This is a genomic window from Brevibacterium antiquum (genome assembly GCF_016107655.1).
Lineage (GTDB): Bacteria > Actinomycetota > Actinomycetes > Actinomycetales > Brevibacteriaceae > Brevibacterium > Brevibacterium antiquum.
This window is the reverse complement of the sequence record NZ_JABASX010000005.1, coordinates 320253-346037: the sequence shown is the minus strand read 5'-3', so window position 1 is coordinate 346037 and position 25785 is coordinate 320253. Positions and strand designations below refer to the sequence as shown.

Annotated in this window: 27 protein-coding genes; 2 read left to right on the top strand and 25 right to left on the bottom strand. The window is 62.9% G+C overall.

Annotated features, from left to right (window positions below):
- Positions 1–5 precede the first annotated feature (5 nt).
- Positions 6–1499 carry a M50 family metallopeptidase gene (locus JFC13_RS10955; RefSeq protein ID WP_198397090.1) on the bottom strand — a complete coding sequence of 498 codons (1494 nt, stop codon included), beginning with the start codon at positions 1497–1499 and terminating at the stop codon, positions 6–8.
- 1 nt (position 1500) lies between these two features.
- The gene (dxr, locus tag JFC13_RS10950) at positions 1501–2742 is read right to left on the bottom strand and encodes a 1-deoxy-D-xylulose-5-phosphate reductoisomerase (protein WP_198397089.1); all 1242 of its coding nucleotides are present in this window, start codon (positions 2740–2742) and stop codon (positions 1501–1503) included.
- Positions 2743–2841: 99 nt separating this feature from the next.
- On the opposite strand from dxr, the gene JFC13_RS10945 reads away from it, so the two are divergent.
- Positions 2842–4041 (top strand): acyl-CoA dehydrogenase family protein, encoded by a 1200-nt coding sequence (locus tag JFC13_RS10945; protein ID WP_198397088.1) that lies wholly within the window; start codon positions 2842–2844, stop codon positions 4039–4041.
- Positions 4042–4317: 276 nt separating this feature from the next.
- Here the strand turns inward: JFC13_RS10945 and JFC13_RS10940 are convergent, their stop codons facing one another.
- The 9 genes from JFC13_RS10940 to rpsB form a co-directional block, all read right to left on the bottom strand.
- Positions 4318–5115, bottom strand: coding sequence for a N5-glutamine methyltransferase family protein (locus JFC13_RS10940; RefSeq protein ID WP_198397087.1), 798 nt, complete (start codon positions 5113–5115; stop codon positions 4318–4320).
- 43 nt (positions 5116–5158) lie between these two features.
- Positions 5159–5842: a hypothetical protein gene (locus JFC13_RS10935; protein WP_198397086.1), complete on the bottom strand. Its 684-nt coding sequence runs from the start codon at positions 5840–5842 to the stop codon at positions 5159–5161.
- Positions 5835–6395 (bottom strand): DivIVA domain-containing protein, encoded by a 561-nt coding sequence (locus JFC13_RS10930; protein WP_198397085.1) that lies wholly within the window; start codon positions 6393–6395, stop codon positions 5835–5837. Before JFC13_RS10930 ends, JFC13_RS10935 begins: the two co-directional genes overlap by 8 nt.
- Positions 6396–6478: 83 nt before the next feature.
- Complete coding sequence (rlmN, locus tag JFC13_RS10925) at positions 6479–7786, bottom strand: 23S rRNA (adenine(2503)-C(2))-methyltransferase RlmN (RefSeq protein ID WP_198397084.1); 1308 nt, start codon at positions 7784–7786, stop codon at positions 6479–6481.
- A 111-nt stretch (positions 7787–7897) separates the two neighbouring features.
- Positions 7898–8938 carry a phosphatidate cytidylyltransferase gene (locus JFC13_RS10920; RefSeq protein WP_198397083.1) on the bottom strand — a complete coding sequence of 347 codons (1041 nt, stop codon included), beginning with the start codon at positions 8936–8938 and terminating at the stop codon, positions 7898–7900.
- Positions 8938–9495 (bottom strand): ribosome recycling factor, encoded by a 558-nt coding sequence (gene frr, locus JFC13_RS10915; protein WP_198397082.1) that lies wholly within the window; start codon positions 9493–9495, stop codon positions 8938–8940. Before frr ends, JFC13_RS10920 begins: the two co-directional genes overlap by 1 nt.
- A gap of 151 nt (positions 9496–9646) precedes the next feature.
- Positions 9647–10399: a UMP kinase gene (gene pyrH / locus JFC13_RS10910; protein ID WP_143922504.1), complete on the bottom strand. Its 753-nt coding sequence runs from the start codon at positions 10397–10399 to the stop codon at positions 9647–9649.
- 174 nt (positions 10400–10573) lie between these two features.
- A complete protein-coding gene (gene tsf, locus JFC13_RS10905) occupies positions 10574–11401 on the bottom strand; it encodes a translation elongation factor Ts (protein ID WP_198397081.1) in 828 nt (275 codons plus the stop codon).
- 34 nt (positions 11402–11435) lie between these two features.
- Entirely contained in the window at positions 11436–12401 is a 966-nt protein-coding gene (gene rpsB, locus JFC13_RS10900; protein WP_198397080.1) for a 30S ribosomal protein S2, read from the bottom strand.
- Positions 12402–13056: 655 nt separating this feature from the next.
- On the opposite strand from rpsB, the gene JFC13_RS10895 reads away from it, so the two are divergent.
- On the top strand, positions 13057–14007 hold the full coding sequence (locus JFC13_RS10895) for a D-alanyl-D-alanine carboxypeptidase family protein (protein ID WP_232488466.1): 951 nt from the start codon (positions 13057–13059) through the stop codon (positions 14005–14007).
- A gap of 18 nt (positions 14008–14025) precedes the next feature.
- Here JFC13_RS10895 and JFC13_RS10890 read toward each other — a convergent pair whose 3' ends face one another.
- The 14 genes from JFC13_RS10890 to ffh form a co-directional block, all read right to left on the bottom strand.
- A complete protein-coding gene (locus JFC13_RS10890; RefSeq protein WP_332839389.1) occupies positions 14026–14985 on the bottom strand; it encodes a tyrosine recombinase XerC in 960 nt (319 codons plus the stop codon).
- A 131-nt stretch (positions 14986–15116) separates the two neighbouring features.
- Entirely contained in the window at positions 15117–16400 is a 1284-nt protein-coding gene (dprA, locus tag JFC13_RS10885) for a DNA-processing protein DprA (RefSeq protein ID WP_232488465.1), read from the bottom strand.
- The gene (locus JFC13_RS10880) at positions 16397–17947 is read right to left on the bottom strand and encodes a YifB family Mg chelatase-like AAA ATPase (protein WP_198397078.1); all 1551 of its coding nucleotides are present in this window, start codon (positions 17945–17947) and stop codon (positions 16397–16399) included. The genes dprA and JFC13_RS10880 overlap by 4 nt, the downstream gene beginning before the upstream one ends.
- Positions 17944–18342: a YraN family protein gene (locus JFC13_RS10875; protein ID WP_198397077.1), complete on the bottom strand. Its 399-nt coding sequence runs from the start codon at positions 18340–18342 to the stop codon at positions 17944–17946. The genes JFC13_RS10880 and JFC13_RS10875 overlap by 4 nt, the downstream gene beginning before the upstream one ends.
- A 192-nt stretch (positions 18343–18534) precedes the next feature.
- On the bottom strand, positions 18535–18852 hold the full coding sequence (locus JFC13_RS10870; RefSeq protein ID WP_092107263.1) for a DUF2469 domain-containing protein: 318 nt from the start codon (positions 18850–18852) through the stop codon (positions 18535–18537).
- On the bottom strand, positions 18849–19580 hold the full coding sequence (locus tag JFC13_RS10865) for a ribonuclease HII (RefSeq protein ID WP_198397076.1): 732 nt from the start codon (positions 19578–19580) through the stop codon (positions 18849–18851). The genes JFC13_RS10870 and JFC13_RS10865 overlap by 4 nt, the downstream gene beginning before the upstream one ends.
- Entirely contained in the window at positions 19580–20284 is a 705-nt protein-coding gene (gene lepB, locus JFC13_RS10860) for a signal peptidase I (protein WP_198397075.1), read from the bottom strand. The genes JFC13_RS10865 and lepB (JFC13_RS10860) overlap by 1 nt, the downstream gene beginning before the upstream one ends.
- Before the next feature lie 93 nt (positions 20285–20377).
- On the bottom strand, positions 20378–21001 hold the full coding sequence (gene lepB / locus JFC13_RS10855; RefSeq protein WP_198397074.1) for a signal peptidase I: 624 nt from the start codon (positions 20999–21001) through the stop codon (positions 20378–20380).
- A 33-nt stretch (positions 21002–21034) separates the two neighbouring features.
- Positions 21035–21376, bottom strand: a complete 342-nt coding sequence (gene rplS, locus JFC13_RS10850; RefSeq protein WP_143922493.1) for a 50S ribosomal protein L19 — start codon at positions 21374–21376, stop codon at positions 21035–21037.
- Between the two features lie 175 nt (positions 21377–21551).
- The gene (gene trmD / locus JFC13_RS10845) at positions 21552–22379 is read right to left on the bottom strand and encodes a tRNA (guanosine(37)-N1)-methyltransferase TrmD (protein ID WP_198397073.1); all 828 of its coding nucleotides are present in this window, start codon (positions 22377–22379) and stop codon (positions 21552–21554) included.
- 8 nt (positions 22380–22387) lie between these two features.
- Complete coding sequence (gene rimM, locus JFC13_RS10840; RefSeq protein WP_143922491.1) at positions 22388–22888, bottom strand: ribosome maturation factor RimM; 501 nt, start codon at positions 22886–22888, stop codon at positions 22388–22390.
- Positions 22889–23211: 323 nt separating this feature from the next.
- Entirely contained in the window at positions 23212–23442 is a 231-nt protein-coding gene (locus JFC13_RS10835) for an RNA-binding protein (protein WP_009885102.1), read from the bottom strand.
- 1 nt (position 23443) lies between these two features.
- A complete protein-coding gene (gene rpsP / locus JFC13_RS10830; RefSeq protein WP_198397072.1) occupies positions 23444–23881 on the bottom strand; it encodes a 30S ribosomal protein S16 in 438 nt (145 codons plus the stop codon).
- 160 nt (positions 23882–24041) lie between these two features.
- Positions 24042–25658, bottom strand: a complete 1617-nt coding sequence (ffh, locus tag JFC13_RS10825; RefSeq protein ID WP_198397071.1) for a signal recognition particle protein — start codon at positions 25656–25658, stop codon at positions 24042–24044.
- Positions 25659–25785 lie beyond the last annotated feature (127 nt).

Here is a 25785-nt window from a genome sequence, read left to right as displayed (position 1 = left end):
CCTGCCTACCCGGAGTTGAAGATCGCGTCGAGCGTGACGGGTTTGACGAGGTCGACGTAGACGAGCAGCGCCGTCATGCACAGCATCAGACCGATGACGACGTAGGTCAGAGGCAGCAGCCGGGCCGTGTCGAAGGGGCCGATCTTGCCGCGCCCACGGATCTTGTTGATCTGCCGGCGGGCGCCCTCGTAGAGGCCCACTGCGATGTGTCCGCCGTCGAGCGGCAGCAGCGGAATCATGTTGAAGGCGAACAGGAAGATGTTGAGTGATCCCAACATGCCCAGCCCCACCTGGGCTTTGTCGACGATCTGGAGCTGGTCCGTCGATACGATCTCGCCGGCTATCCGGCCGACTCCGACCATCCCGACCAGACCCTCGGCGTCACGTTCCTTCGAACCGGTGGCCACCTCGGCGATGTCGACGAGCTTGACCGGCAGGGTCACGATGGCGTGGAAGACGCCGCTGACCTGATCCCAGACTGCACCGGGGAACTCGTTCAGCGGCAGCGCCTGACGCTCTTGGACGGGACCGACGCCGAAGAATCCCTCGGTCACGGTCTGCGGTGTGCCGTCGGCGTTCATCACGGGCTGTCCGCTGTCATCGACACGGGCCTGCTCATGGGCGATGATCGGGACGTTGACGTTCTGAGTGCGACCATCGCGGGTGAACTCCACGTCGACCCGCTGGCCGGCATGGTCCTTGATAACGCTGGAGAGTTCGTCCCAGCTGTCGGTGGAGACGCCGGCGACAGAGGTGATGTCATCGCCTGGTTTGATTCCGGCTTCCCATGCGGGGGTGAGCCGATCATCGTCCTGACAGCTCTTCTTCTGGTCCGCGGGACGCTCCGCTGCTTCAGAGGCGGGAACCGCGCATTCGACGACGGTCTGCACCGTGGTCGTCGGGGTCATGATCCCGATGCCGATAAGTGAGATCGCCATGATGATGATCCCGAGAACGAGGTTGACCAGGGGGCCTGCGAACATCACGACGAGCCGTTTGGGCACGTTCAGGGCGTAGAAGGTCCGGTGCTCCTCCCCCGGTTCGATCTCCTGGTTCGAGTAGTCCCGGGCATCGGCCATCGTGTTCTCGAACAGGCGCCCGCGCCGCTGCCTCCGCGGTCGGCTGGGAACATCGGTGGCGAGGTCGGTGTCGGCGGTTCCCTCAACCGCACCATCGCCGAGGTGGTCATCGCCGAGCGCGTCGTCAGCGTGCTGGGCAGCACCGCCGGAGGTCGAGCCGGCCCGGCGCGTCGTCGCCTTGAGCGGAGGGTACATTCCCGGCATGGCGATGAATCCGCCCAGAGGAAGTGCCTTGATGCCGTATTCCGTCTCGCCGCGGCGGAAGGAGAAGACCGTTGGGCCGAAGCCGACCATGTAATGGGTGACCTTGACTCCGAACTTCTTCGCCGGTGTCAGATGGCCGAGCTCGTGGAGTCCGATCGAGATTGAGATCCCGATCAGGAACAGGACGATCCCGATGATGTAGAGGACGATTGTCATATCAGGAGCCGCCGAGGTTCGTGCCCTGTGCGGACGCGGTCTGGGCTCTCAGGTCCTCACGGGCGAACTCGCGAGCCCAGGCGTCGGCGGCGAGGACGGTCTCGACGGTGTGCTCGGCGGCGGGTTCGTGGGCCTGCAGTGCCCGTTCGATTCCCTTGTCGATTCCGGTGAACGGGATCTCACCGCCGACGAAGGCTTCGACGAGGATCTCGTTGGCGGCATTGAACACCGCGGGGAAGCTCTTCCGCTTCCGTCCTGCCTCAACGGCCAGGCCCAGTGCCGGAAAGGCGATGTGGTTGACGGGTTCGAAGGACCAGTGCATCGGCTGTCCCCAGTTGTTGGCCACCGCCCCGGATGCCAGCCGCCGAGTCTGACCGTCACTCTGAGTGCCGAGGGCATAGGCGATGGGCAGGCGCATGTCCGGCGGGGAGATCTGCGCAATCGTCGAGGCGTCGCTGAACTCGACCATCGAGTGGATCTGGGACTGCGGGTGGACGACGACTTCGATGTGGTCGAAGTCGATGTCGAAGAGGAGGTGGGCCTCGATGACTTCGAGGCCCTTGTTGACCAGGGTCGCGGAGTTGATGGTGATCATCGAGCCCATCGACCAGGTGGGGTGTTTGAGTGCCTGAGCCGGGGTGACACGGCGCAGCGCATCGCGGGTCATGCCGCGGAACGGTCCGCCGGAGGCGGTGATGACGAGCTTGCTCACCTCGCCGTGGGTGCCCGAGCGCAGGGCCTGGGCGATCGCGGAGTGCTCACTGTCGACGGGAATCAGGGCGGCTCCGGTCCGGGCCGCAGCATCGAGGACGATCGAGCCGCCGATGATCAGAGACTCCTTGTTGGCCAGCGCGACGTCGGTGCCGCGGTCGAGGGCGGCCAGGGTCGCACCGAGTCCGGCGGCTCCGGTCACCGCGTTGAGGACGATGTCGGCAGCTGCCCCAGCGACCACCTCGGCGGCATCGGGGCCCACGTGGATCTCACGGACGGGATCACTGATCCCGCGTTCACCTGCGGCCTGCTCCAGACGCCGCCGGATCTCGCTCGGGCCGCCCTCAGGTGGGCTGGTGAGACCGATGACGGGGACCGAGAATTCGAGGGCTTGGACGACCAGCGCATCGAGTTGGGTTCCGGCAGCGAGGCCGATGACCTCGAAGTCCGCTGCGTTCTCTGTCAGGACATCGAGGGCCTGGGTACCGACCGAACCAGTCGAGCCGACTACAATGATTCTACGTTTGCTCACGCCTACCGATAATGCCAAAGTTCTCTGGGAAATGACTCGACATCGGTGTCATCGGCGACGTGAGATATGCAATGCGAATCAAAGGCGAGAGAGGTTTTTATGAGTGCAACGCTGAGCCCCGACGACATTCTGGGATTGGATTCGGTCTTCGAGGAAGATGACCTCGAGTTCGCGTCGATCGTCAAGAAATGGCTTGATGAGAACGTCCGCGACAAGATCGGCGACTACTTCCTCGATGCCACGATCCCCGCCCGAGAGCTCGCGGAGGGACTCGGCGAACTCGGCCTCCTCGGCATGCACCTCGACGGCTACGGATGCGGCGGATCCACCGCCACCCAGTACGGCCTGGCCTGCCGGGAGCTCGAAGCCGTGGACTCGGGTCTGCGCTCGCTCGTATCGGTCCAGGGATCATTGGCCATGTTCGCCATCCACCACTTCGGCTCCGAGGCGCAGAAGGAAGAATGGCTGCCGAAGATGGCTGCAGGCAAGGCCATCGGCTGCTTCGGTCTGACCGAACCGGACGTCGGCTCCGACCCCTCGGGCATGAAGACGACCGCGAAGAAGGACGGATCCGATTGGATCCTCAACGGCGCGAAGATGTGGATCACGAACTCCCCCGTCTCCGATGTCATGGTCGTCTGGGCCAAGACCGAGGAGACCGATTCCAAGGGCAAGCCCGTTGTCAGAGGATTCGTCGTCCCCAGCGACACTGAGGGCGTCCAGACGCCGGAGATCCGCCGCAAGATCTCACTGCGTGCCTCGATCACCGGCGAGATCGTCCTCGACAACGTGCGCCTGCCCGAAGACGCCATGCTGCCCAAAGCCAAGGGCTTGAAAGGTCCGCTGTCATGCCTGTCCGAGGCCCGCTACGGAATCGTCTTCGGCGTCACCGGCGCTGCCCGCGACGCCCTGCAGTCCGCGCTGGAGTACACCGGGACCCGCATTCAGTTCGACCGTCCGCTGTCTTCGTTCCAGATCAGCCAGCAGAAGCTCGCGAAGGCCTTCGGCCAGTACTCGCAGATCACCCTGCTCGCTGCCCACCTGGGTAAGCTCAAGGACTCGGAGCAGGGCGTGCGTCCCGAACAGATCAGCCTGGGCAAGATGGTCAACGTCGACACGGCGATGAACGTGTGCCGTGACCTGCGCGCACTCTTCGGCGGTTCGGGCATCACGAGCGAATACCCACCACTGCGCCATGCCGTCAACCTCGAGACGGTGCTCACCTATGAGGGCACCCACGAGGTCCATCAGCTCACGCTGGGCCGCAGCCTCACCGGAATCAACGCCTTCGCCAACTGACGCTCACGCGCTGCGGCTGCAGCAGCGGCAGCAGGGGCGCCGCGCTTGCTCTCAGTGCCGGACAGCAACCGCTTGCCGGAAGTGTGTACGTAGAGCACAAATGCTGTACTCCCACACTTCCGGCAAGCGGTTGCCGTCGTTGCGCGGGCACAACTGTCGGGCGTCAGGTGCCGGGTACAACTGCCGGGCCTCAGGCGTCAGGCGCCGGGCACTACTGCCGGGCGCTTGGCACAACTGTCGGGCGTCAGGTGAGGTCGTGTGGCCTGCTGGCCCCGGTCACCGCAGCTCGAGCACAGTGGTCTGCGAGTCATCGCCGAGGAGGCAACTGGCGCTGAGTCCCCGGGTCTCTGCGAAGTCAGCGGCCGTGTGCTGCTGTTCGCGGCCGAGTTCGATGAGCAGCACCCCTCCCGGGGCCAACCACTCGCCTGAGTCCCGGATGAGGCAGCGCACGAGGTCCAAACCGTCAGCTCCTCCGAACAGCGCTGTCGGTGCCTCATGCTCGATCGCCTCTCTGGGAAGGAACTCCGCAGCAGCGTCGGGAACATAGGGCGGGACTGCGGAGATGACATCGAAGCTGCCCAGCAGAGACTGCGGCAGACCCTCCAGACATGTGAGTCGGTGGCAGTCGGCGCCGGGTCCGACGTTCTTGCGTGCACACTCAAGCGCCGTATCGTCATGATCGCCGAGGTGGATCTGCGTTTCCGGCAGTGCCCGGGACACCGTGGTAGCCACCGGCCCCACTCCACAGAAGGCTTCGAGGAACTGTGCCCCAGCCCCGGCTGCCTCCACGGCGCGCATCGTCGCCTTCGCCAGCAGTGCGGTTCTCTGCCGAGGCACGAACACGCCGGGTGCGACGTGTAGTCGCTGCCCCGCGAATTCGACCCATCCGACTATCTGCTCGAGAGGTTCGCCGGCAACTCGGCGGGCGATGAGTTCGGCCAGGAGGCCATTGCTCTTCTGAGCTGCGAGGCCGGGCGATCTCGCCACGTGCGCAGAGGACGTCGCAGCATCGATGAGGATGCGGGCTTCGTCTTCGGCGAAGACGCACCCTGCCGCGCGCAGTCGGGCCGCCACCGTGGGCTGGTCGAGCTGCGCAGATTCGTGTGAAGCGGAGGCGTCAGGCCTCAGCGAGAATCTCCCGGGTCAGCCACTCGAGGCTCGATCGTGCGTCGAGGGACTTCTCGTCGGTGTGGATGAGAGCCTGGTCGGGTGTCAGTGCGACCACTTCTGTCGGCTCGACTCGTGAGTCTCTCATCGCCTGATCGAGGTTCGCTGTCTCCCCCGCGATCGCGATTCCCACGCCTTCGAAGCGTGAGCGGATGGCCTTGACCGACGCCCGTCCCGATTCGACGGGTGGTGCTTCGATCGGGTGGACGAACACCGTGGTGGTGTCTGTTGTGCTGTCGTCGGCGGCGGGTTCGGAGCGTACATCGATGCTCAGTCCGATGCGGACGGCACCGAGGATGCTCAGCGCCCGCGAGATCGGCGGCACATCCTCGGCGATGAGGATCCGTTCGCCTTCGCTGCCGGTGATCCCCATGGCACGGAGGACACCGGCGAACTTCGCGCTCCGATCCAGCACCTCGGCGCGGTCGAGCTCATCGGGTTTCGACAGTGCTCTGATCAGCCGCGGATCGGTGACTTCGCGGCCATCGACCAGTGGTCTGTCCGGAGTCGGACCGGTCAGGACGATGTCATCGGCGCCGCCCATGACGATCGGGTAGTCGAGCAGCTCGAACACAGGGTTGAGTGTGCCTGAGGACGTGTCGCTTGGCTGTTCGAAGTAGTGGAAATCAGTCAACGGAGGCCATCACCTCGACGACGCGGTCGATGAAGGCATCGACTTGGTCCTCGTCGTAGGCCTTGTTGCCCTTGGCCGTCTTGAACAGGACACGGCGAACCTGGTCGACGCTCATCGCGACTCCCTGCGTGAAGTAGGCGTTGACCTTCTCGCACATGTCATCGACCTGTTCGATGTCGTAGCCGATGACGCCGGGGGCCGGATTGTCGAAGTGCTCACCGGGTTCGCGGACCAGACGTCCCCGCAGGGACGCGGCCACACGTGTCAGTTCCGATACCCAGGCATCTTGGCCCGACTGTGCGATGAGGCGGTCACGTGCCTGTTTGGCGAAGGCGTCTTCGAGTCGGTCGAGTGCGGCATCGACGACGGCGACGTGGTATCCCTTGCGCACCAGATCGAAGCCGACCGTGCGCACCGCCCGGGAGTCGAGGTCGCCGGGCTGTGGGGTGGGACGTTCGAAGGATTCGCGCGCACGTTTGAAGAAGCTGTCGACCTGTTTCGGGTCGTAGCCGTTCTTCCATCCGGACATTCGGGGGAAAGTCGTGTCCGCCATGTTGCCTCCAGAAGCGAATCGTGCGTATTGGTCATTTCCACCATGATAAATGGCGGACGCGGAAAATGCGTGTTCGCGACTTCTCAGTCGGCTGCAGCGAGCTGTCCGCAGGCTCCGTCGATGTCCGAGCCGCGGGTATCGCGGATGGTCGTGGGGATCCCCTGGTCGATGAGCCGGCGCACGAATTCGTCTGCCACCTCCGGTTCCGACGCGGTCCACACGGAGCCCGGAGTCGGGTTGAGCGGAATCGGATTGACGTGGACCCAGCCGCGACCGCGAGCGTTGAGCTTCTTCGCCAGCAGCTCTGCCCGCCAGGGGTGATCGTTCATGTCCTTGATGAGCGCGTATTCGATGCTCACGCGACGTCCCGTCACCTGGTAGTAGTTGTACGCGGCGTCGATGGCCTCATCGGCCTTCCACCGGGTGTTGACCGGGATCATCTCATCGCGCAGCTCATCATCGGGTGCGTGGAGGCTGAGGGCGAAGGTGACGGGGATGTCCTCGGCCGCGAGCTTGTTGATGCCCGGGACCAGGCCGACCGTGGAGATGGTGATGCGGCGGGCCGACATTCCCAGTCCCTGCGGTGCGGGTTCGACGAACCGGCGCACCGCGTTCATCACTCGCTTGTAGTTGGCCAGTGGCTCACCCATGCCCATGAAGACGATGTTGGAGACCCGTTCGGGTCCCGTCGCCGAGGTGGTCGTGTCCGATGCGTCGACCGTGGCCTCAGAGGTCTCGCCCTGGTCCTCATCGGATTCGGCACCGAGCGCTGTCTCCCCCTCCGCCGGCATGTCCCCTGAGGGTGCCGGTGCGAGTTCGCCGGCGGCGATGACCTGGTTGGCACGGATGACCTGTTCGACGATCTCGGCCGCGGACATATTGCGTGTCAGACCCTGCTGCCCTGTCGCGCAGAAGGGACAGTTCATGCCGCAGCCGCACTGGCTGGAGACGCACAGGGTGACGCGGTTGCGATAGCGCATCAGCACCGATTCGACGAGCGCGCCGTCGTAGAGACGCCACAGGAATTTGATCGTGTCGCCGTTGGCGGTTCGCAGACGACGAACCTCGGTCAGGAGATGGGGGAAGAACCGTTCCTGCAGGTCCGCCCGCAGGTCCTTGGGCAGGTCCGTCATGGACTCGACGTCGGTCTGGTAGTGCGAGAAGTAGTGGGTCGAGATCTGCTTCGCGCGGAAGGCGGGCAGTCCCATCTCCTTGACCGCGTCGATGCGTTCGTCCATCGTCATGTCGGCCAGATGCTGCTTCGGCTGACTGGCTCGCGGAGATTTGAAATTGAGCAGCGGACGGCCATCACGCGTCGGTGTCTTCGACGTCGTGCCGTCTGCGTGTTCGACGACGGGCCGGGTCTGCCTGTTACCTGCTTGAGAACTCACTCGTCCATTGTCTCATGAGAGCAATTCTCGTGGGGTGTGTGCGCCGCCACGGCAGATGGGTGAGGGCCATCGGCGCGTGAGGGACGCCGATACGAGTCGGATCGCAGCGGATCAGAGATAGCCGGGCAGAACCGAGAACATCACCAGAGCAACCGGTGCGGTGGGCAGGATCGAATCGAGTCGGTCCATGACACCGCCGTGACCTGGCAGCAGAGTTCCCATGTCCTTGAGGTCGAGATCGCGTTTGATCATCGATTCGCTGAAGTCGCCGAGCGTGGCGAAGGCTGGGATGACGACTCCGAAGACCAGTCCGGTCCAGAACGGAGCATCGAAGAGAGTCAGCGCCAGGGTCGTCGCGACTGCTGCGGCGAAGACCACCGAGCCGATGTAGCCCTCCCACGACTTCTTCGGGGAGATCCTCGGGGCGATCGGGTGCTTGCCCCAGAGGACGCCGAAGACGTAGCCGCCGGTGTCCGAGGCCACCACGCTGGCGAGGAACAGGATGACGTAGAGATTGCCGTCGGGTTGGGTCAGCAGGTACACGACGAAGCAGGCCATGAGTCCGACATAGGTCAGCGCGAACAGGGACAGCGAGACATCTTTGACCGCGTTCTTGCGTCGCTCGACCATGGTGAAGAGCATCACCGCGCCGGCGCTGGCGGCGAAGGTCACCCACAGTGCCTCGCGGCCGCCGACGAAGGTCGCGAGCACCATACAGGCGGCCGAGACCATGGTCGGTATCCGCGACACGAGTGATCCCGAACGCGACAGTGCGTTGGCCAGTTCCCACATCGCGGCGACGATGGCGATGAGGATGATGAAGAGGAAGGAGATCGGGAAGACGATGAGGGAGGCCAGGACGATTCCGCCGATGAGCAGCCCGATGCCGATCGCAGCCGGCAGGTTCCGTCCGGCCTTCCCGTAGTCCTTCTCTGCCACCTCGGGGACGTTCTGCCCGGTCTCCGCGGCAGAGTTGGTCGCCGCGGCCGGGTTGGTCTCCGGATCTTTCGGCGAGTAGTCCTTGCCGGAGTTGCGCAGGTCCCTGCGCTTCGGGAATGGGGCGTCAGACCCTGACGTATACGGAACCGGATCCGGCCCCCCGAGGGGAGCCGGATCTGACGCTGGGTTGTCTGGCCCGGTCAACGAAATCATCAGACCTCGAGGAGCTCAGCTTCCTTCTGGGACAGAAGCTTGTCGACATTGTCGACCTTGCTCTTCGTCAGATCGTCGAGTTCGGAGATTCCGCGTGCGACTTCGTCCTCACCGGCCTCGCCGTCCTTCTTGATGCGCTCAAGGGTCTCCTTGGCGTGACGACGGATGTTGCGGATCGACACCTTGCCGTCTTCGGCCTTGCCCTTGACGATCTTCACGTATTCCTTGCGGCGTTCCTCGGTGAGTTCCGGGAGCACCACGCGGATGACGTTGCCGTCGTTGGCGGGGTTGGCGCCGATGTCCGAATTGCGCAGAGCAGTCTCAATGTCGCCCAGCGCTCCCCGGTCGTAGGGAGTCACGAGGATCGTGCGGGCTTCCGGGGTCTGGAATGAGGCCAGCTGCTGCAGCGGGGTCGGCGCACCGTAGTATTCGATCTCGATGGAAGCGAACAGCGCGGGGTTGGCGCGGCCGGTGCGGATGGACGAGAAGTCCTCCTGTGTGAATTCCACGGCCTTGTCCATTTTCTCTCTGGCCTCTGCCAGTGTTTCTTCAATCACGACTCACTCTTTCCGTCGATGGGAGCTTTGGGTTCATTCTATGGGTCATAGCTCACGAATGCCGCACTCGATTGATCCAGGGAGAGTCCTGGATTTCGTCTGAGGAGGTGTTTCGAGGCGCTGAGTGCCCAGGGCAATGTGCCCTGGGGCTTTATTTGACTACGGTGCCGATCTTGTCGCCGACAATCGCCTTGCGCAGATTGCCTTCGCCTTCCATGCCGAAGACGTGCATCGGCAGCTTGTTGTCCATGCAGAGGGAGAATGCGGTTGCGTCAACGACCTTGAGACCCTTCTGCAGCGCCTCCTGGTAGGTGATCTCGCTGATCTTCTCTGCTGTGGGGTCGATGTTCGGGTCGGCGGTGTAGACGCCGTCGACGCCGTTCTTGGCGATGAGGACTTCGTCGGCGTGGATTTCCAGGGCACGCTGCGCGGCAACGGTGTCGGTGGAGAAGTACGGCAGTCCAGCTCCGGCGCCGAAGATGACCACCCTGTTCTTCTCCATGTGGCGCATGGCCCGGCGCGGAATGTAGGACTCGGCGACCTGGGACATGGGGATCGCAGTCTGAACCCGGGTATCGACGCCGGTCTGTTCGAGGAAGTCCTGCAGTGCCAGACAGTTCATCACGGTGCCGAGCATGCCCATGTAGTCGGCGCGCGTGCGGTCCATGCCCCGCTGGGACAGCTCTGCTCCGCGGAAGAAGTTTCCGCCGCCGACGACGATGCTGACTTCCACCTCGTCGACGGTGGGGGCAACTTCTCTGGCGACAGCGGCGACGACATCGGGATCGACTCCGATCTTTCCTCCGCCGAACACCTCGCCCGAGAGCTTGAGGAGCACACGGCGGCGATGGGTGCGGACTGGTCTGCTGGCGTAGCTGGATTCGTGAACCGGGGTGGATGTCATTTAGTCCTTCTTCCGTCTGGGCAGGTAGGAGCCCGGATGAGTCGTCGGTGCCAGTGTAGCGAAAACGGGGCCGGACCGAATGGTCCGACCCCGTCAGCCGCTTATGAGTTCACTCTCAAGCGAGACGACTGTTGGGCGGGTCGGAAAGCGACTCGCTCAACGGTCAATGGTGTTTCAGGCTCCGACGCGGAAACGCAGGAATCCGGTGGCCTTGACGCCGGCAGCTTCGAGGACCTTGCTCACGGACTGCTTGGGATCCTTGGCGAATCCCTGGTCGAGCAGGCAGTTCTCCTTGAAGAAGCCGTTGACGCGGCCTTCGATGATCTTGGGCAGAGCCTTCTCAGGCTTGCCTTCGTTCTTCGCGGTGTCCTCAGCGATGCGACGTTCGTTCTCCACGAGGTCAGCAGGGACCTCGTCACGGGAGAAGTACTTCGGGCTCATCGCTGCGATGTGCACGGCGACGTCGTGTGCGACAGTTGCGTCGTCACCTTCGTATGCCAGCAGGACGCCCACCTGAGGGGGCAGGTCCTTGTTCGTGCGGTGCAGGTAGGACTCGACGTTTGCGCCTTCGAGACGTCCGACGCGACGAAGGGCAACCTTCTCGCCCAGGGTCGCACCGCTTTCGGTGATGAACTCCGAGACGGGCTTGCCGTCCTTCGTGGACTCGAGGACAGCCTCGGCCGAATCAGCGTTTTCGGCAACGGCCAGGGCCAGAACTTCGTCGGCGAGTGCAACGAAGGGATCGGACTTCGCAACGAAGTCGGTCTCCGAGTTGAGCTCGATCATCGTTCCGACGCCGCCGTCGATCTGTGTGGCCACGAGGCCGTCGGAGGTGGAGCGACCTTCACGCTTGGTGGCGCCCTTGAGGCCCTTCACACGGAGGAACTCGATGGCCTTCGACTGATCGCCGTCAGCTTCGTCAAGAGCCTTCTTGACATCCATCATTCCGGCGCCGGTCTTCTCGCGCAACGCCTTGATATCAGCGGCAGTGTAGTTTGCCATTCTTTCTCCTAAAAGTTGGTGGAGTTAAAGGAAATCAGGACTCTGTGGACTCGGTGGAGTCTGCAGCAGCTTCTGCGGCAGGTGCTTCGGTCGCCTTGTCAGCGGCCTCAGCAGCGGCCTCAACTGGAGGCTCGTCGGTCGCCTCTTCAGCCGCAGCAGCGGCGTCAGCGGCCGGCTTCTCAGCAGCGTCTGCAGCTGGAGCGGCAGCTTCCTCAGAGGCAGGAGCGTTGCCCTCGAGCAGTTCACGTTCCCACTCAGGCATCGGTTCGACGGCGGAGACGTTCTTCTCTCCGCTGTCGTCGTCCGAGGAGTGGCGGGCGATGAGGCCCTCTGCAACTGCGTCGGCGATCACGCGGGTCAGCAGGGACACCGAGCGGATGGCGTCGTCGTTGCCCGGGATCGGGTAGTTGACGTCGTCAGGGTCGCAGTTGGTGTCGAGGATCGCGATGACCGGGATGCCCAGCTTGCGTGCTTCGTCGACAGCAAGGTGTTCCTTCTTGGTGTCAACGATCCAGACAGCAGAAGGGGTCCGCTGCATGTCGCGGATACCGCCGAGGGTCTTTTCCAGCTTGTCCTTCTCGCGACGGAGAATGAGCAGTTCCTTCTTGGTGTGCGAAGAACCTGCAACGTCGTCGAAGTCGATCTCTTCGAGTTCCTTCAGGCGGCGCAGGCGCAGCGAGATGGTCTGGAAGTTGGTGAGCATACCGCCGAGCCAACGCTGGTTGACGTAGGGCTGTCCCACGCGCTTGGCCTGTTCGGCGATCGATTCCTGTGCCTGCTTCTTTGTGCCGACGAAGAGGATCGAGCCACCGTGGGTCACGGTTTCCTTGACGAATTCGAATGCAGAGTCGATGTAGCCCAGCGACTTCTGCAGGTCGATGATGTAGATGCCGTTGCGCTCGGTGAAGATGAAACGCTTCATCTTCGGGTTCCAACGACGGGTCTGGTGTCCAAAGTGAACGCCGCTGTCGAGCAGCTGGCGGATGGTGACGACGGCCATGCCGACGCCCTCCTTTCTCTTGCGCCCGAAGGCGCTTTTACGTCAGTGCTGTCCGTCGGCTTTGAGCCGTCGGCAACAGTGACCTTTTCGGTTGATTCCTGGTATTCGGTTCATCCGCCCCACAAATTCGCCCTCGCGGACTATTTGCACCATGGGATGGAGAAGAAATCGAATACGCGTAGTCAGAAGACACGCTTCTGCTGAGGCCATCCTATCCCCGTTGCCCAAGGCTTTTCCAATCGATCCGGCACCTGCCGAATGGGCTGCATCACACCCTGCCCGGCATTTGGCCCGCTCTGGACAGGAGATCTCGTTCGACTCATGTCCGCTGAGGTGTGGATATCCTGATCCCCACCGTGGTTCATCTGCACCGAGGGTGCGCCCGGCCGTTCAGTTTCAGCACCTCCGCACCTGTCTGATCAGGCGCTGCGCTTCGCCACTTACTCGTTGTCTCCTGTGGATCGCCACACCACTTGTGTTCGTTTCACCTGTGCACGTCAGTGGGTCGTCCACAGGCGCTGTCCGTGCGCCTGACATCTCGAAGCGACCGGGCTTCCATGGGTTCATGGACTTCTTCGTCGATTCTCCTCACTCCGTCCGCTCCACCTCGGTTCGATCACGGCCGGCATCATCGTGGCTTCGACTTATTGCTGCAATGGCTCTGATCGTCTTGGCCCTCACCTTCGCCGAGGTGGGGGCACCGGGCCGGACGGCAGCTGCCGAACCAGCGTCCGAGGCCCAACCCACGTGGGTCTCGCCCGTCCCTGCGATGGAGATCACCGAGGCTTTCGATCCGCCCTCAGAGGCATGGCTGGCGGGACACCGTGGCATCGATGTGCTCACGGTCAGTGGTGAACCGGTACGTGCGCCCGCTGCAGGCACCATTCGCTTCCGCGGCTCTGTGGCCGGGGCCGCGACCATGAGCATCGAAACGGACTCCGGATACGTCATCTCTTTCCAACCGGCTGAGTCGACGCTGGAGATAGGTGAGGCGTTTTCCGCCGGTGCGGAGATAGCAACAGTTGCCGAAGGCAGTCACTGCGACGAATCGTGCCTGCACATCGGTGTCTGGAAGTCAGCAGGTGCGAAGAAGTACATCGACCCGGCAGGCTTCTTCGGGCAGGAGCAGTCGATCCTCCTGCCGCTGTCACGCAAACCGGCAGAGGAACACACCGGGGGCTCCACGACATCAGGAGCAGGTGCCTGGGGTGGACATCGCAATGGTCGAATCCCCGCCGCTGCAATGTGCGCGTTGAAGTCGGCACCCGGACAGATGCTGCGCTGTGATGCCCAAGCGGCCTTCGACCGGATGTCCCACGCCTATGAAGCCAGATTCTCGACTCCGATCTCCGTGACGGATGCCTACCGTGACTATGACACCCAGGTCATCCTGAAGAGGCGCAAGGGTCGGATGGCAGCGACTCCCGGAACCTCGAATCACGGTTGGGCGCTGGCCGTCGACCTAGGAGGCGGAATCAACTCCTTCGGCACCGCCGAACACCAGTGGATGCGTGCCAACGCACCGAAGTTCGGATGGATCCATCCCGGTTGGGCCCGTCAGAGCGGTTCGCTGCCTGAGCCGTGGCACTGGGAATTCCGAAAGTGAAGCCCCCAGCGGGTGAGATCAGGCCCGGGGGTGGGCCTGCCGATAGGTTTCCTGCAACCGCTGCATCGAAACATGAGTGTAGATCTGCGTGCTGCTCATAGTCGAGTGCCCCAGCAGCTCCTGGATCTGTCGCAGGTCCGCTCCCCCGTCAAGCATGTGCGTAGCCGCCGAGTGCCGCAGCCCGTGCGGGCCGATATCGGGGGCGCTGGGATCATCGGAGCCGTACCGATGAACGAGTTCTCTGACCTGTCTGGCTCCGATTCGTCCGCCTCTCACACCAAGGAAGAGCGCATCACCGCTGGCGTTCGAGACCAAGGTCTCGCGCAGTGTCAGCCATTGCTGCAATGCCGACTGGGCTGGTTTGCCGAAGGGGACGCGTCGTTCCTTGTTCCCCTTGCCCAGGACAGTGATCATCGAGCGCTGATGGTCAACGTCGCTGCGGTTCAGCCCGGTCAGCTCTGATACGCGCACTGCCGTGGCGTAGAGCATCTCCAGGATGGCTGCGTCCCTGGCCCACTTAGCTGCGTCAATTGGATCGCTGCTGTCAGCCTCGGTGTGAGCAGCACGCTCCCGGGACACAAGATCGGCAGCCTGCTGAGGTTTGAGGACGGTGGGAAGACGAGAGTCCTTCTTGGGAGTCCGCAGGCGCGCCGCCGGATTGTTCGTCAGTCCCTGGTGGTTCACGCAGTAGGCGAAAAAGGACTTCACGGCTGCGATCTTCCGGGCCACGGTCGATTTCGCCGCTCCGGCATCGTCGAGGGTGATCAGCCACGAACGCAGATCGTTGAGATCGATGTCGCCCACACTGGGCTCGGAGGTGATCGCTCGGGTGCGGGCAGCCGGCGAGTGGGCCGCGTGGTCGAAGAAGTCTGTGACATCTGAGATGTAGGCCCGCGAGGTGTGGGCGGAGACGTCGCGTGATCTCAGGTGGTCGGCATAGCCGGACACCACCTCGGCGATGGTCATGGGAGGGGTCACAGCCCCAGGTTACGCGATCGCCCGGGCCACGCGGTGGACCTTCACTCAGCGGCTCCTTAACGAGGACTCATCTCGTTCTGCTTCGACATCTCATCACTGTCTGCCTCAAAGAGTCATTTCTGCTCAAAGAATCATTTCTGTCTGCGCAGTTTGACCCAGCCGGAATCGCGGCGAGCGCTCAGACCGGCGAGTTCGAGGACTGCGAGCGCGGAGAGTGTGTTCGGCACTGTCAGTCCAGCCCGAGCCGCCACGGTTCCGACATCCAGCGCCTTGGTCGCCGAGAGCACATTGAGGCAGATCTTCTCTCGTTCGGCGAGGTCATCGATCGGATCTGCCGGCGACCGGCCCGGTCCCTCGGAGTGGAGGCGCGGGCCTTCGGACAGGGGGCGCGGGTCTTCGAATGGAAGGCTACCGTCGTCAAACAGCTTCGGTTGGGCCTCACTGATGAGTTCGATGACGTCTTCGCAGCTGGTCACCAACTCCGCTTCATGGTGCCGGATGAGTCTGTGGGTGCCCGTCGACGACGCCGAATACACGGATCCAGGGAATGCCGCGACTTCACGTGAAAGCTCGAGTGCGTGCCGGGCGGTATTGAGTGCTCCGCTGCGCCAACCGGCCTCGACGATGACGGTGACCTGGGACGAGGCGGCGATCAGACGGTTGCGGAGCAGGAAGCGGTGTCGCATCGGAGTCATCCCGGGAGCGGTTTCGGACACGATCGCTCCACACTCAAGCACTTGGTGGAACAGTTCGGTGTTGGCCGCCGGATAGAACCGGTCGACTCCCCCAGCCATGAAGGCAATCGTGGTGCCGTCGCGGGCGATGGCTGCCCGGTGGGCGGCCGCATCGATCCCGAATGCTCCGCCGGAGACGATGGTCAGGCCCCTCGCTGCCAGATCCCAGGCCAGGTCTGAGGCACATTTGGTGCCGTAGTTGCTGGCCGCTCGTGCTCCAACGATAGCGGCTGCCCGTTGCAGCGCTGCGTTCAGTCGTGCCTTGCCCCTGACCCACAGTCCCAGTGGTGCCGCCGGTCCGAGGTCGCTCAGAGCAGTCGGCCATTCGTCGTCGCTGGGGATGACGAGCCGCCCGCCCAGTCTCTGCACTGCCTCGAGGTCGCGATGTCCCTGCGCATCCTCGCCTCGCACGGCCCACCGGTCGAGTGCCTCTCCGAGCTGTCCGCTGCCCGCGACCACGTTCACGATCGGCGTCAGGCTGTCGGCGGCCTCGGCCGCCGATGATGTTCCAGCTGCCACGGCCCGGATCAGTTTGAGCACTGCTATCGGACCGATCTCGTCAACGAGTCCTGTGAGCAGTCCGTCGCCGGGTTCGCCGATCCTCAGCAGGGCGGCCACAGCCGCTCGAATGTCTCCACTCTCGTCGTCAATAATGTCGTCGTCCTTAATATCGTCGTTCATGAGTCCTGTGTCCTCAGAGCCAGCGCCGTCGTGATCTTGTCCGGTGTCGGCGCCTTTGCCCCTTCCAAGTCGGCCAGGGTCGTTGCCACCCTCAGCACTCGGTCGTATCCACGCATGGTGATCCTTCCTGTCTCGAGTGCGCGGTCCAGGTCGCGCAGACTGTTCGGACTCAGGGAGAAGTGCTCACGCAGCCAGGCCCCGGGTGCGTTCGAGTTCAGCGTCCACTCACAGTCGACGTATCGGTCAGCCTGTCGCTGCCGGGCGAGTCTGACCCGTGCGGCGACGGCAGCGCTGTCCTCCTGCGCCCCACCGAGGCGGATGTCGGCCGGTGAGACTGGGAACAGTTCGAGTTGCAGGTCAACGCGATCCAGCAGAGGACCGGAGAGTCGGTTGCGGTAGCGGCGCTTGTCCATCGGAGTGCATCGGCACGTGGAGTCGGCTCCGCGCATTCCAGCTCCACAGGGGCAGGGGTTCGCCGCCATCACCAGTTGGAACGCTGCTGGAAGCACCATGGAGCCCCAGGCCCGATGGATGTGAACCTGTCGAGCCTCCATCGGCTGACGCAGTGCTTCGAGTACATCCCGTGAGAACTCGGGAGCTTCGTCCATGAAGAGGACACCACGGTGGGCTCTGCTGAGAATTCCGATCGACCCGGGTCTGCGCCCACCGATGAGCGCCGAGGCGGTGCTGCGGTGGTGGGGCGCTTCGAACGGAGGCCGATGATCGAGCCCTTCGCCGCTGTGCAGCTCTCCACGCAGCGAGCGCACCGCCGCCACTTCGACCGCCTGGGGGTTGTCCAATGGTGGCAGGATCCCCGGCAGACACTGGGCTAGCAGCGTCTTCCCGGCTCCCGGTGTGCCTCGCATCAGCAGATTGTGCCCACCGGCCGCCGCGACTTCGAGCCCGAATCGTGCTTCAGCCTGCCCTTGGACTTCGGAGAGGTCGTGGCGTTCGGCAATTTCCGGGTCGGCAGTTTCGGCGTCAAGGACCGGTGGCAGCATTGGGACGGTGAGATCTCCGCCGTAGATGTTGATCAGTTCGGCCAGCGAGGCGATGGCTCGGACCCTGGTTCCCCCGAGCAGTGCTGATTCCTGTCGATTGCCCACGGGCACGACGAATCGTTCGAAGCCGGCCTGCAGGCCGCTGTGCAGGCTCGGCAGCACACCGTTGACGGGGCGGATGCGCCCGTCAAGGCCCAGTTCACCGCAGTGGATGATCGATTCAGTGTCGGTTTCGTCGATGACGCCTTGAGCTTTGAGTACGGCCACGGCGATTCCCAGGTCGAATCCGGTGCCGATCTTCGGCACCGTGCCTGGAGTGAGGTTGATCGTCAGATGCTGCGTGGCCACGGGGATCCCCAGATAGGCGAGTGCGGCGCGAAGTCGTTTCCGGGATTCGCTCACGGAAGCGTCGGGCAGACCGACGATGTCGATGCCCGGCAGGCCGGCGCTGACGCAGGCTTCGATGGACACGATCTTGCCTGCCAGCCCCCAGAGCGCGACGGCGGAGGCGCGTCCGATCACGTTGAGCTTCGCTTCTTCGCTCACGAGTCCACCTGCAGGTTGCGGCGATGTGAGTACTCGGGTTCGGGTTCCATGACGATGCCGAGGGCATCGATGCGGATGGCGGCGAAGAAGTCGCTCTGCCCACGCAGCCAGACTGCCGACAGCATTCTGATCCGCTTCAACTTCGCCCGGGTCACGGCTTCGAGGGGGGATCCGAGGGCAAGCGTTCTGCGGGTCTTCACCTCGACGAAGACGATAGCCTCACCGTCTCGGGCGATGATGTCGATCTCTCCCCGTGGGCATCTGAAGTTGCGTTCGATGATGACCATGCCCTGCCGCTGCAGGAACTCTGCTGCCAGGTCCTCCCCTGTCTGTCCCAGAGCGCGCTGACGCATTCCCGGTGTCGTTGTGCTGCGTCTGCCAGATGTTGGTCCCATGAGTGACAGACCACCACCGGCGATGCAGACGTGACAAGAGCAGACGATCGGCCTGTGGACGGCGCCTCGTCGTCCACAGGCCGATCACGTGCAGGTCGAGATCCGGTCCACAGACCTAAGCGTGCGAGTGCCTCGCCTCTGGTTGATCAGATCATCACTTCTGGTTGATCAGCTGTTGGCCGCTGGCCGCCGTCAGCCCCTGATCGACGTCGGTGGTTCCAGATCGCTCTTGGCGATCTCCTCGATGTTGACGTCTTTGAAGGTCAGCACATGCACTGTCTTGATGAAGCGCGCCGACCGGTAGCTGTCCCACACCCAAGCGTCTCGCAGAGTCAGTTCGAAGTAGACGTCTCCGGCGTCGTTGTGGGCCTTGAGATCAACGTGGTTGGCCAAGTAGAAGCGACGTTCGGTCTCGACAACGTAGGCGAAGAGTCCCACGACATCGCGATACTCCTTGTAGAGCTGAAGCTCCAGTTGAGCTTCGTAATCGTCCAGATCATCAGTGCTCATGACGATCCCTCCTTCGCATCGTGCGCCGTTAGCAGGCGGAAGCTTCTCCGGTGGTGAATGCTGGGGCCGAAGTCGGCGATGCCCCGACGGTGTCTGATGGTTCCGTACCCGACATTCGACTCCCAACCATACTGGGGATGAGCCTCGGCGAGTGCGATCATCGCCTCGTCTCGGTGCACTTTTGCCACAATACTTGCCGCGGCGATGACAGGAACGCTGCCGTCACCTTTGATCACGGTCCGCACTTGAGGCAGTTCCAGGTCTGCTGCGGGCCCGAATATCCCCAGGCAGTCGAGCGTGAGTGGAGCTGAAAGCCAGTCATGTTTGCCGTCGAGGAGCACCATCGTCGATGGTGGAAGGACCGCTGAGCCGACGAGAGGCATCAGCATGTCACACAGTGCCCGACGGCCCGCCAGGTTCAGTGCCATGGTCATCCCGAGTTCGTCGAGTTCGCTCGGCGTCGTCGCCCCTACTGCCGTGGCTCGCGCCCACCCGTTGACTCGATCTGTCGCGGCCTGACGCGACAGCGCGCTCAGCTGCTTCGAATCATGAATACCCGCAGGCACCTCGGCACCGGTGAGCTCTCTGAGGTCGAAGAGGGCCACTCCCACGCTGACCGGCCCTGCCAGTGCCCCACGACCGACCTCGTCGATGCCGATGACGAACTCGTAGCCTTCTGCGAGCAGGGCGCGCTCACAGCTGAGGTCGTGCAATCCGATCTGTGCCATCAGCTGCCGGTGATTCCTTCGGAGTCGGGGACGTCGGCGAAGACCGACTCGGGGTTGGACATCCAACTGAAGTGTTTGAAGGGCCAGTTGATGAGGAAGACAGTGCCGACCACGTTGTCCTCGGACACATAGGGCTGCGTGTCGACGTGGTACCGGGAGTCTGCGGAGTTGCTGCGATTATCACCCATCACCCAATAGTGGCCCTCTGGGACGGTGACCTTGAAGTCCACCTCCGACGGTGCGGTGCCGTCGTCGAGGTATGTCTCATCGATGGGTTCGCCGTTGACGAGGATGCGTCCCTGCGCATCGCAGCACTCGACGGTGTCCCCGCCGACGCCGATGACGCGTTTGATCAGCTGCTGGCCCCCGTCAGCGGGAGCCAGTCCGACGAACTCGAGGAGAGGGTTGGGCTCATACTCCGAGACCTCTTCAGGGCTGAGCCAATGGTCGGGGTCGTCGAAGACGATGATGTCGCCGCGGTTGGCCGGCCCGAAATTCGGCGCCAGCTGATTGACAAGGACCCTGTCATCAATCTGCAGAGTCTCCATCATCGACCCCGAAGGGATGTAGAACGAGCGGACGACCCAGGTCTTGAGTGCGGTGGAGATGAGGATCGCGACGACAATGATCGCTGCGGTCTCCAGCAGGCCACGGAGGAATCTCTTCGAGGGTGAAGGTGGGGAAGCTTCTGATTCGGTTGACATTCGTTCGCTTTCGCATCGGACCACAGGTTCCGCAATGGGACTGAAATGAGCGTACCAGCACCCCGCCGCGGCATCTTTCAGGCGGCGATCATCTCAGTCGACCGAGGAACCATGCCCGATCACGGGCCCGATGACACGGTCGAGCGGAATGAATCCGCCTCCTGGCTTGCCCATCAGTGCCCGCGAGTCTGCAGAATTGTTCCGGTTGTCCCCCATCACCCACATGGTGTCGGCAGGGATTTCGGTCGAGAATTCGGTGGATGAGGCGGGGTGCGGCGCGTAGTCCTCCTCCAGGGGTTCGTCGTTGAGCAGCAGCCGCCCCTGCGCATCGCAGCATTGGAGTGTGTCACCGCCGAGAGCGATGACGCGTTTGACGTAGTAGACGTCTCGGTTCCCGAGCCCCACCCATGAACCCACCTTCTGCAGCGGGGTCGGCAGAGCATCGTCGACGAAGGAGCCACGGCCGTCGAAGACGACGATGTCTCCGCGTTGGATGTCTGAACTCAGCGCATCGGGACGCCACACGGTGATGTCATCGCCGACGTCGAGAGTCGGCTCCATCGATTCGCTGGGGATCGTGAACCGCTGGATGAGGAACCCGCGAACCGATCCGCCGATGACGATGATGAGAATCGCGATGACAGCCACGATCTTCCAGAGGCGGCCCGAATAAAGAAAACGCGACCCGAAGGTCGCGTTCTCTTGGTTATTCGGCACGGCGTGATCTTTACCCACAGTGCCAGGCAATAATCAGGCCTTTTCGCGGATGCGTGCAGCCTTGCCGCGCAGTTCGCGCAGGTAGTACAGCTTGGCGCGACGAACGTCACCGCGGGCGAGGACTTCGAGCTTCTCGACGATCGGCGAGTGCACTGGGAAGGTGCGCTCGACTCCGACGCCGAAGCTGATCTTACGAGCGGTGAAGGTCTCGCGGATTCCGTCGCCCTGGCGACGGATGACGATTCCCTTGAACACCTGGATACGCGAACGCGATCCTTCGATCACGCGCACGTGAACGTTGAGGGTGTCGCCTGGGCGGAACTCAGGAACGTCAGACTTCAACGAGGCTGCATCAACAACATCAAGCTTCTGCATTGTGTTTCTCCATGTGTCCCCAGCTTCAGGTCGAGGACACGCATATCGGACCGGTTGAACCGGTGATTGGATCGTCTGTCGGGATCACTCCCCGAAATTCTCCGATGCTGGCATCTGAGAACGGTCTTGGGCATCCATCCCCCTGAAGCAGGTGAATGCCAACAAACGCGACGACCTATTCTTTCACGGAATCGTCCCCGGACTCAAACCGCCCCAGAACGGCGCGATCATGCTTGTCGAGACCGTTGAGTTCAGCCAGCAGATCCGGCCTGACTTCGGCTGTGCGTTCGAGCCTGCGGTCCCTGCGCCACCGTGCGATCGCACCGTGGTTTCCGCTGAGCAGGATCTCGGGCACGTCCCGGTCTCTCCAGCTGGCCGGCTTCGTGTAGATCGGGTATTCGAGGAGTCCGTCCTCATGGCTTTCCTCTGTCAGTGACTCGGGGTTGCCGATGACTCCGGGGATGAGGCGGCTGACTGCCTCGATCATCACCATCGAGGCGACCTCTCCCCCGTTGAGCACATAGTCTCCGATGCTCATGGGGCGAAGATCGAAATGTTCGGCCGACCAGTCGATGACTCGCTGGTCGATCCCCTCATATCGTCCGCACGCGAACACGAGGTGGTCGGCGTCGGAGAGTTCCTCTGCGATGCGCTGGTTGAACACGGGGCCGGCAGGGCTGGGCACGATGAGGATCGGCTTGCCTGCTGCGGCAGGTTCCTTGTCGCCGGTGTCTGCACCGTCCGTTTGCTCGACGCTGGTTGTCCCAAGAGATCCCCCGCCGAGGATGTGCTCGAGTGCCAGCGCCCACGGCTCGGCCTTCATCACCATTCCGGCGCCCCCACCGTACGGTGAGTCGTCGACGGTGTTGTGCCGGTCGAAGGTGAAGTCACGCAGGTCGTGCACGTTCAGGTCGAGCACCCCCTGATCCACGGCCTTGCCGATGAGGGAGAGCTGAAGCCCGGCGAGATACTCCGGGAAGATGGAGACGACGTCGATCTTCATGGCTGGACTCACGAGGCGTCGAAGAGACCAGCCGGAGGCGTGACTCTGACCCATCCGCCTTCAACGTCGACCTCGGGGACGATCTCAGTGACGAAGGGAATGAGCGCCTGGTGTCCGTCGATGTGCTTCATGTGGAGCAGATCCTGGGCGGTGCCGTTGGTCACGTCGACGATCTCCCCGACCTGTGTCTCACCCTCGAGGACGCGAAGCCCGATGAGGTCTTCGAGGTACCAGGCGTCATCCTCGACCTCATCCTCGACCTGATCACTGAGGATGAGGGTGTTGCGGATCTCCTCTGCCCGATTCCGATCGGGGACTTCATCGAAACTCAGCAGCAGACGGTCCCGGTGCCACCTCGCCGACGTCAGAGTCAGCTCACCGATATCGGGATCGGTCGAGTAGGTCTGGCCGGGGACGAATCGCTCATCCGGCCGGTCGGTGCGCACCTCGACGGTGAATTCGCCTTTGATGCCGTGCGGTTTGCCCAACCGGGCGATCACCGTGTCCATACTGCTCCTCGTGTTCATGAAAGCGCTCGTTCATGACAGCGCTCAGATTCGTGCGTGTGAAGATCTGTGTGAAGGTGCGAGTGACCGTAACGATGCGGGTCCGCATTCACTTCCAGCACACAGTTTAGTCCGCTGGGTTCGGCATATCTGCGCCGCATCCGGATTGCAACGACCATCGTCACCGACTGCAGTCCGGTGACTAGCCGACAGCAGTCCGGTGACTAGCCGACTGAAGTCCGGTGACTAGCCGACAGCAGTCCGGTGAATACAGGAAAGGGGGACGCGGCGATGACACGCCGCGTCCCCCTTTCCCGATGAAGGTGTTACGCCTCGATGAGGTCCACTCGCACCGACTCGCGGCCGGCAAGAGAGTTGATCACGGTGCGCAGAGCCTTTGCGGTTCTCCCCGCGCGACCGATGACACGACCGAGGTCTTCCGGGTGAACCCGAACCTCGAGCGTGGTCCCACGCTGTGACGAGCGGGATCGAACAGCAACATCGTCTGGATGATCGACGATGCCGCGGACCAGGTGTTCGAGCGAATCAGCCAACATGTCAGGCTTCAGCGCTCTCTTCGGAAGCAGCAGGTGCTGTTTCTTCAGCAGACTCAGCAGGTGCTTCCGCAGCCTTGTCCGAACCCTTAGGAGTGATGGCCTCCTTGATCACCGATCCGGCAGTGGGAGCCACGTAGGCTTCCTTCTCCGGCTGTGGCTTCACAGTGTTCACTGCTTCGCCGATGCCGGTGTGCTTCTGCCAGTCTCCGGTGAGCTTGAGCAGGGTGCGAACCTGATCGGTCGGCTGAGCACCGACGGAGAGCCAGTGCTGCGCACGCTCCGAATCGATCTCGATGACCGAAGGGTTGCGTGTCGGGTGGTAGATGCCGATCTGTTCGATGGCCTTACCATCGCGACGTGTGCGCGAATCGGCCACGACGACGCGGTAGAACGGTGCACGGATTTTGCCCATGCGGGTCAAGCGAATTTTGACTGCCACTTTAGTGGTGTCTCCTTTTGTGTTTTTGTTGCACAGAGGTTCCAGAAGAATCGTGGGGTTGACCTGTTGGAGTCTGTGACCTGGACTATCACTTCGACGTGGAAGAGAGGGCCCACATCGGAAGCAAAAGTACAAGACTCAATTGTGCCAGAAAGCCCTATTACTTTCCACCTGGGAACATCCCGCCGAAGCCCTTCGGCAGATTCTTCATATCGAAGTCTTCGTCACCGTCGAGATCGACGCCTCCGAAGGCCGAGCCGACCGGATCCTTCGTCTTGCCGGACTTCTTGTCCTCAAGCGCCTGAGCCTGCTGGGCACGCTTGGCGGGGTTGCCCGACTGGCCGCCTTTGCGGCCCTTCTTCTTCCCCACAGCCTTCTTCTTGCGATTCGCTCCGCCGCCGGGCATTCCGCCCATTCCGGGCATACCACCCATACCCGGCATGCCGCCGCCTCCGCCCATTCCGGGCATACCGCCGCCGCGAGTCATCCCGCGCATCATCTTCTGCGCCTGAGTGAATCGTTCCATCAGCTGGTTGACCGCGGTCACTGTGGTGCCTGCACCCTTGGCGATGCGCGCCCGACGCGATCCGTTGAGGATCTTCGGGTTGGTGCGCTCTGCCGGAGTCATCGACCGAACGATGGCTTCGACGCGGTCGACTTCGCGTTCGTCGAAGTTCTCCAGCTGATCTTTGTACTGGCTCATGCCGGGCATCATGCCCAACATCTTCTTCATCGAGCCCATCTTCTTCAGGCCCGACATCTGCGTCAGGAAGTCGTTGAGGTCGAAGTCTTCACCGGCTTCGACCTTCTTCTGGAGCTTCGCAGTCTCCTTCTCATCGAAGTTCTTCTCGGCCTGCTCGATGAGGGTCATGATGTCGCCCATATCGAGGATTCGGTCAGCCATCCGATCGGGATGGAACTGCTCGAATTCCTTCATCGACTCACCGGTCGACGCGAACATGATCGGCTTTCCGGTCACCTCGGCGACGGACAGCGCGGCACCGCCGCGAGAGTCACCATCGAGCTTCGAGAGCACGACACCCGTGAAGTCGACGCCTTCGAGGAAGGCCTCGGCCGTCTTCACCGCGTCCTGACCGATCATCGCGTCGATGACGAACAGAACTTCATCCGGGTTGACTGCCGAGCGGATGTCGGCAGCCTGCTGCATGAGCTCCTCGTCGATGCCGAGACGACCGGCGGTGTCGACGATGACGACATCGTGGAGCTTCGACTTAGCGACTTCAAGCGAATCGGTGGCCACCTGCACCGGGTCGCCGACGCCGTTGCCGGGCTCTGGTGCGTAGACGAAGGCACCTGCACGCTCTCCGACGATCTCGAGCTGGTTGACCGCGTTCGGACGCTGCAGATCGGCGGCGACGAGCATCGGACGGTGACCTTCGGACTTCAGCCAATAGGCGAGCTTACCGGCCAGAGTGGTCTTACCCGCGCCCTGCAGGCCGGCGAGCATGATGACCGTGGGCGGGCGCTTCGCGTAGTTCAGGCGACGGGTCTCCCCGCCGAGGATGCCGACCAGTTCATCGTTGACGACCTTGACGACCTGCTGGCCCGGGTTCAGCGCACCTGAGACCTCTTCGGACAGCGCCCGCTCGCGAATGCGTCCGGTGAATGCGCGGACGACGGGCAGGGCGACGTCGGCGTCCAGAAGGGCGCGCCGGATCTCGCGGATGGTGCCATCCACATCGGCTTCGGACAGCCGGCCCTTGCCGCGCAGGTTCTTGAACGTCGCGGTGAGCCTGTCGGAGAGAGAATTAAACACGTACAAGCCTTCTTCACGATAATTGGTCGACTCCCTAGCCTAACAACTCACCGGTGTCCGACTGAAACCGAGAAAGCTGGGAAAGCGCCCACAACCGCCTCGCACTCCCCCTCACCGAGGCGGCCGG

Bases quoted from the DNA above. Each gene is read 5' to 3' on its own strand.
- JFC13_RS10955 (WP_198397090.1), bottom strand. From the start codon at position 1,499: ATGACAATCGTCCTCTACATCATCGGGATCGTCCTGTTCCTGATCGGG.
- JFC13_RS10945 (WP_198397088.1), top strand. From the start codon at position 2,842: ATGAGTGCAACGCTGAGCCCCGACGACATTCTGGGATTGGATTCGGTC.
- JFC13_RS10930 (WP_198397085.1), bottom strand. From the start codon at position 6,395: ATGGCGGACACGACTTTCCCCCGAATGTCCGGATGGAAGAACGGCTAC.
- JFC13_RS10920 (WP_198397083.1), bottom strand. From the start codon at position 8,938: ATGATTTCGTTGACCGGGCCAGACAACCCAGCGTCAGATCCGGCTCCC.
- pyrH (WP_143922504.1), bottom strand. From the start codon at position 10,399: ATGACATCCACCCCGGTTCACGAATCCAGCTACGCCAGCAGACCAGTC.
- tsf (WP_198397081.1), bottom strand. From the start codon at position 11,401: ATGGCAAACTACACTGCCGCTGATATCAAGGCGTTGCGCGAGAAGACC.
- rpsB (WP_198397080.1), bottom strand. From the start codon at position 12,401: ATGGCCGTCGTCACCATCCGCCAGCTGCTCGACAGCGGCGTTCACTTT.
- JFC13_RS10895 (WP_232488466.1), top strand. From the start codon at position 13,057: ATGGCTCTGATCGTCTTGGCCCTCACCTTCGCCGAGGTGGGGGCACCG.
- dprA (WP_232488465.1), bottom strand. From the start codon at position 16,400: ATGAACGACGATATTAAGGACGACGACATTATTGACGACGAGAGTGGA.
- JFC13_RS10875 (WP_198397077.1), bottom strand. From the start codon at position 18,342: ATGGGACCAACATCTGGCAGACGCAGCACAACGACACCGGGAATGCGT.
- JFC13_RS10870 (WP_092107263.1), bottom strand. From the start codon at position 18,852: ATGAGCACTGATGATCTGGACGATTACGAAGCTCAACTGGAGCTTCAG.
- JFC13_RS10865 (WP_198397076.1), bottom strand. From the start codon at position 19,580: ATGGCACAGATCGGATTGCACGACCTCAGCTGTGAGCGCGCCCTGCTC.
- lepB (WP_198397075.1), bottom strand. From the start codon at position 20,284: ATGTCAACCGAATCAGAAGCTTCCCCACCTTCACCCTCGAAGAGATTC.
- rplS (WP_143922493.1), bottom strand. From the start codon at position 21,376: ATGCAGAAGCTTGATGTTGTTGATGCAGCCTCGTTGAAGTCTGACGTT.
- trmD (WP_198397073.1), bottom strand. From the start codon at position 22,379: ATGAAGATCGACGTCGTCTCCATCTTCCCGGAGTATCTCGCCGGGCTT.
- rimM (WP_143922491.1), bottom strand. From the start codon at position 22,888: ATGGACACGGTGATCGCCCGGTTGGGCAAACCGCACGGCATCAAAGGC.
- JFC13_RS10835 (WP_009885102.1), bottom strand. From the start codon at position 23,442: ATGTTGGCTGATTCGCTCGAACACCTGGTCCGCGGCATCGTCGATCAT.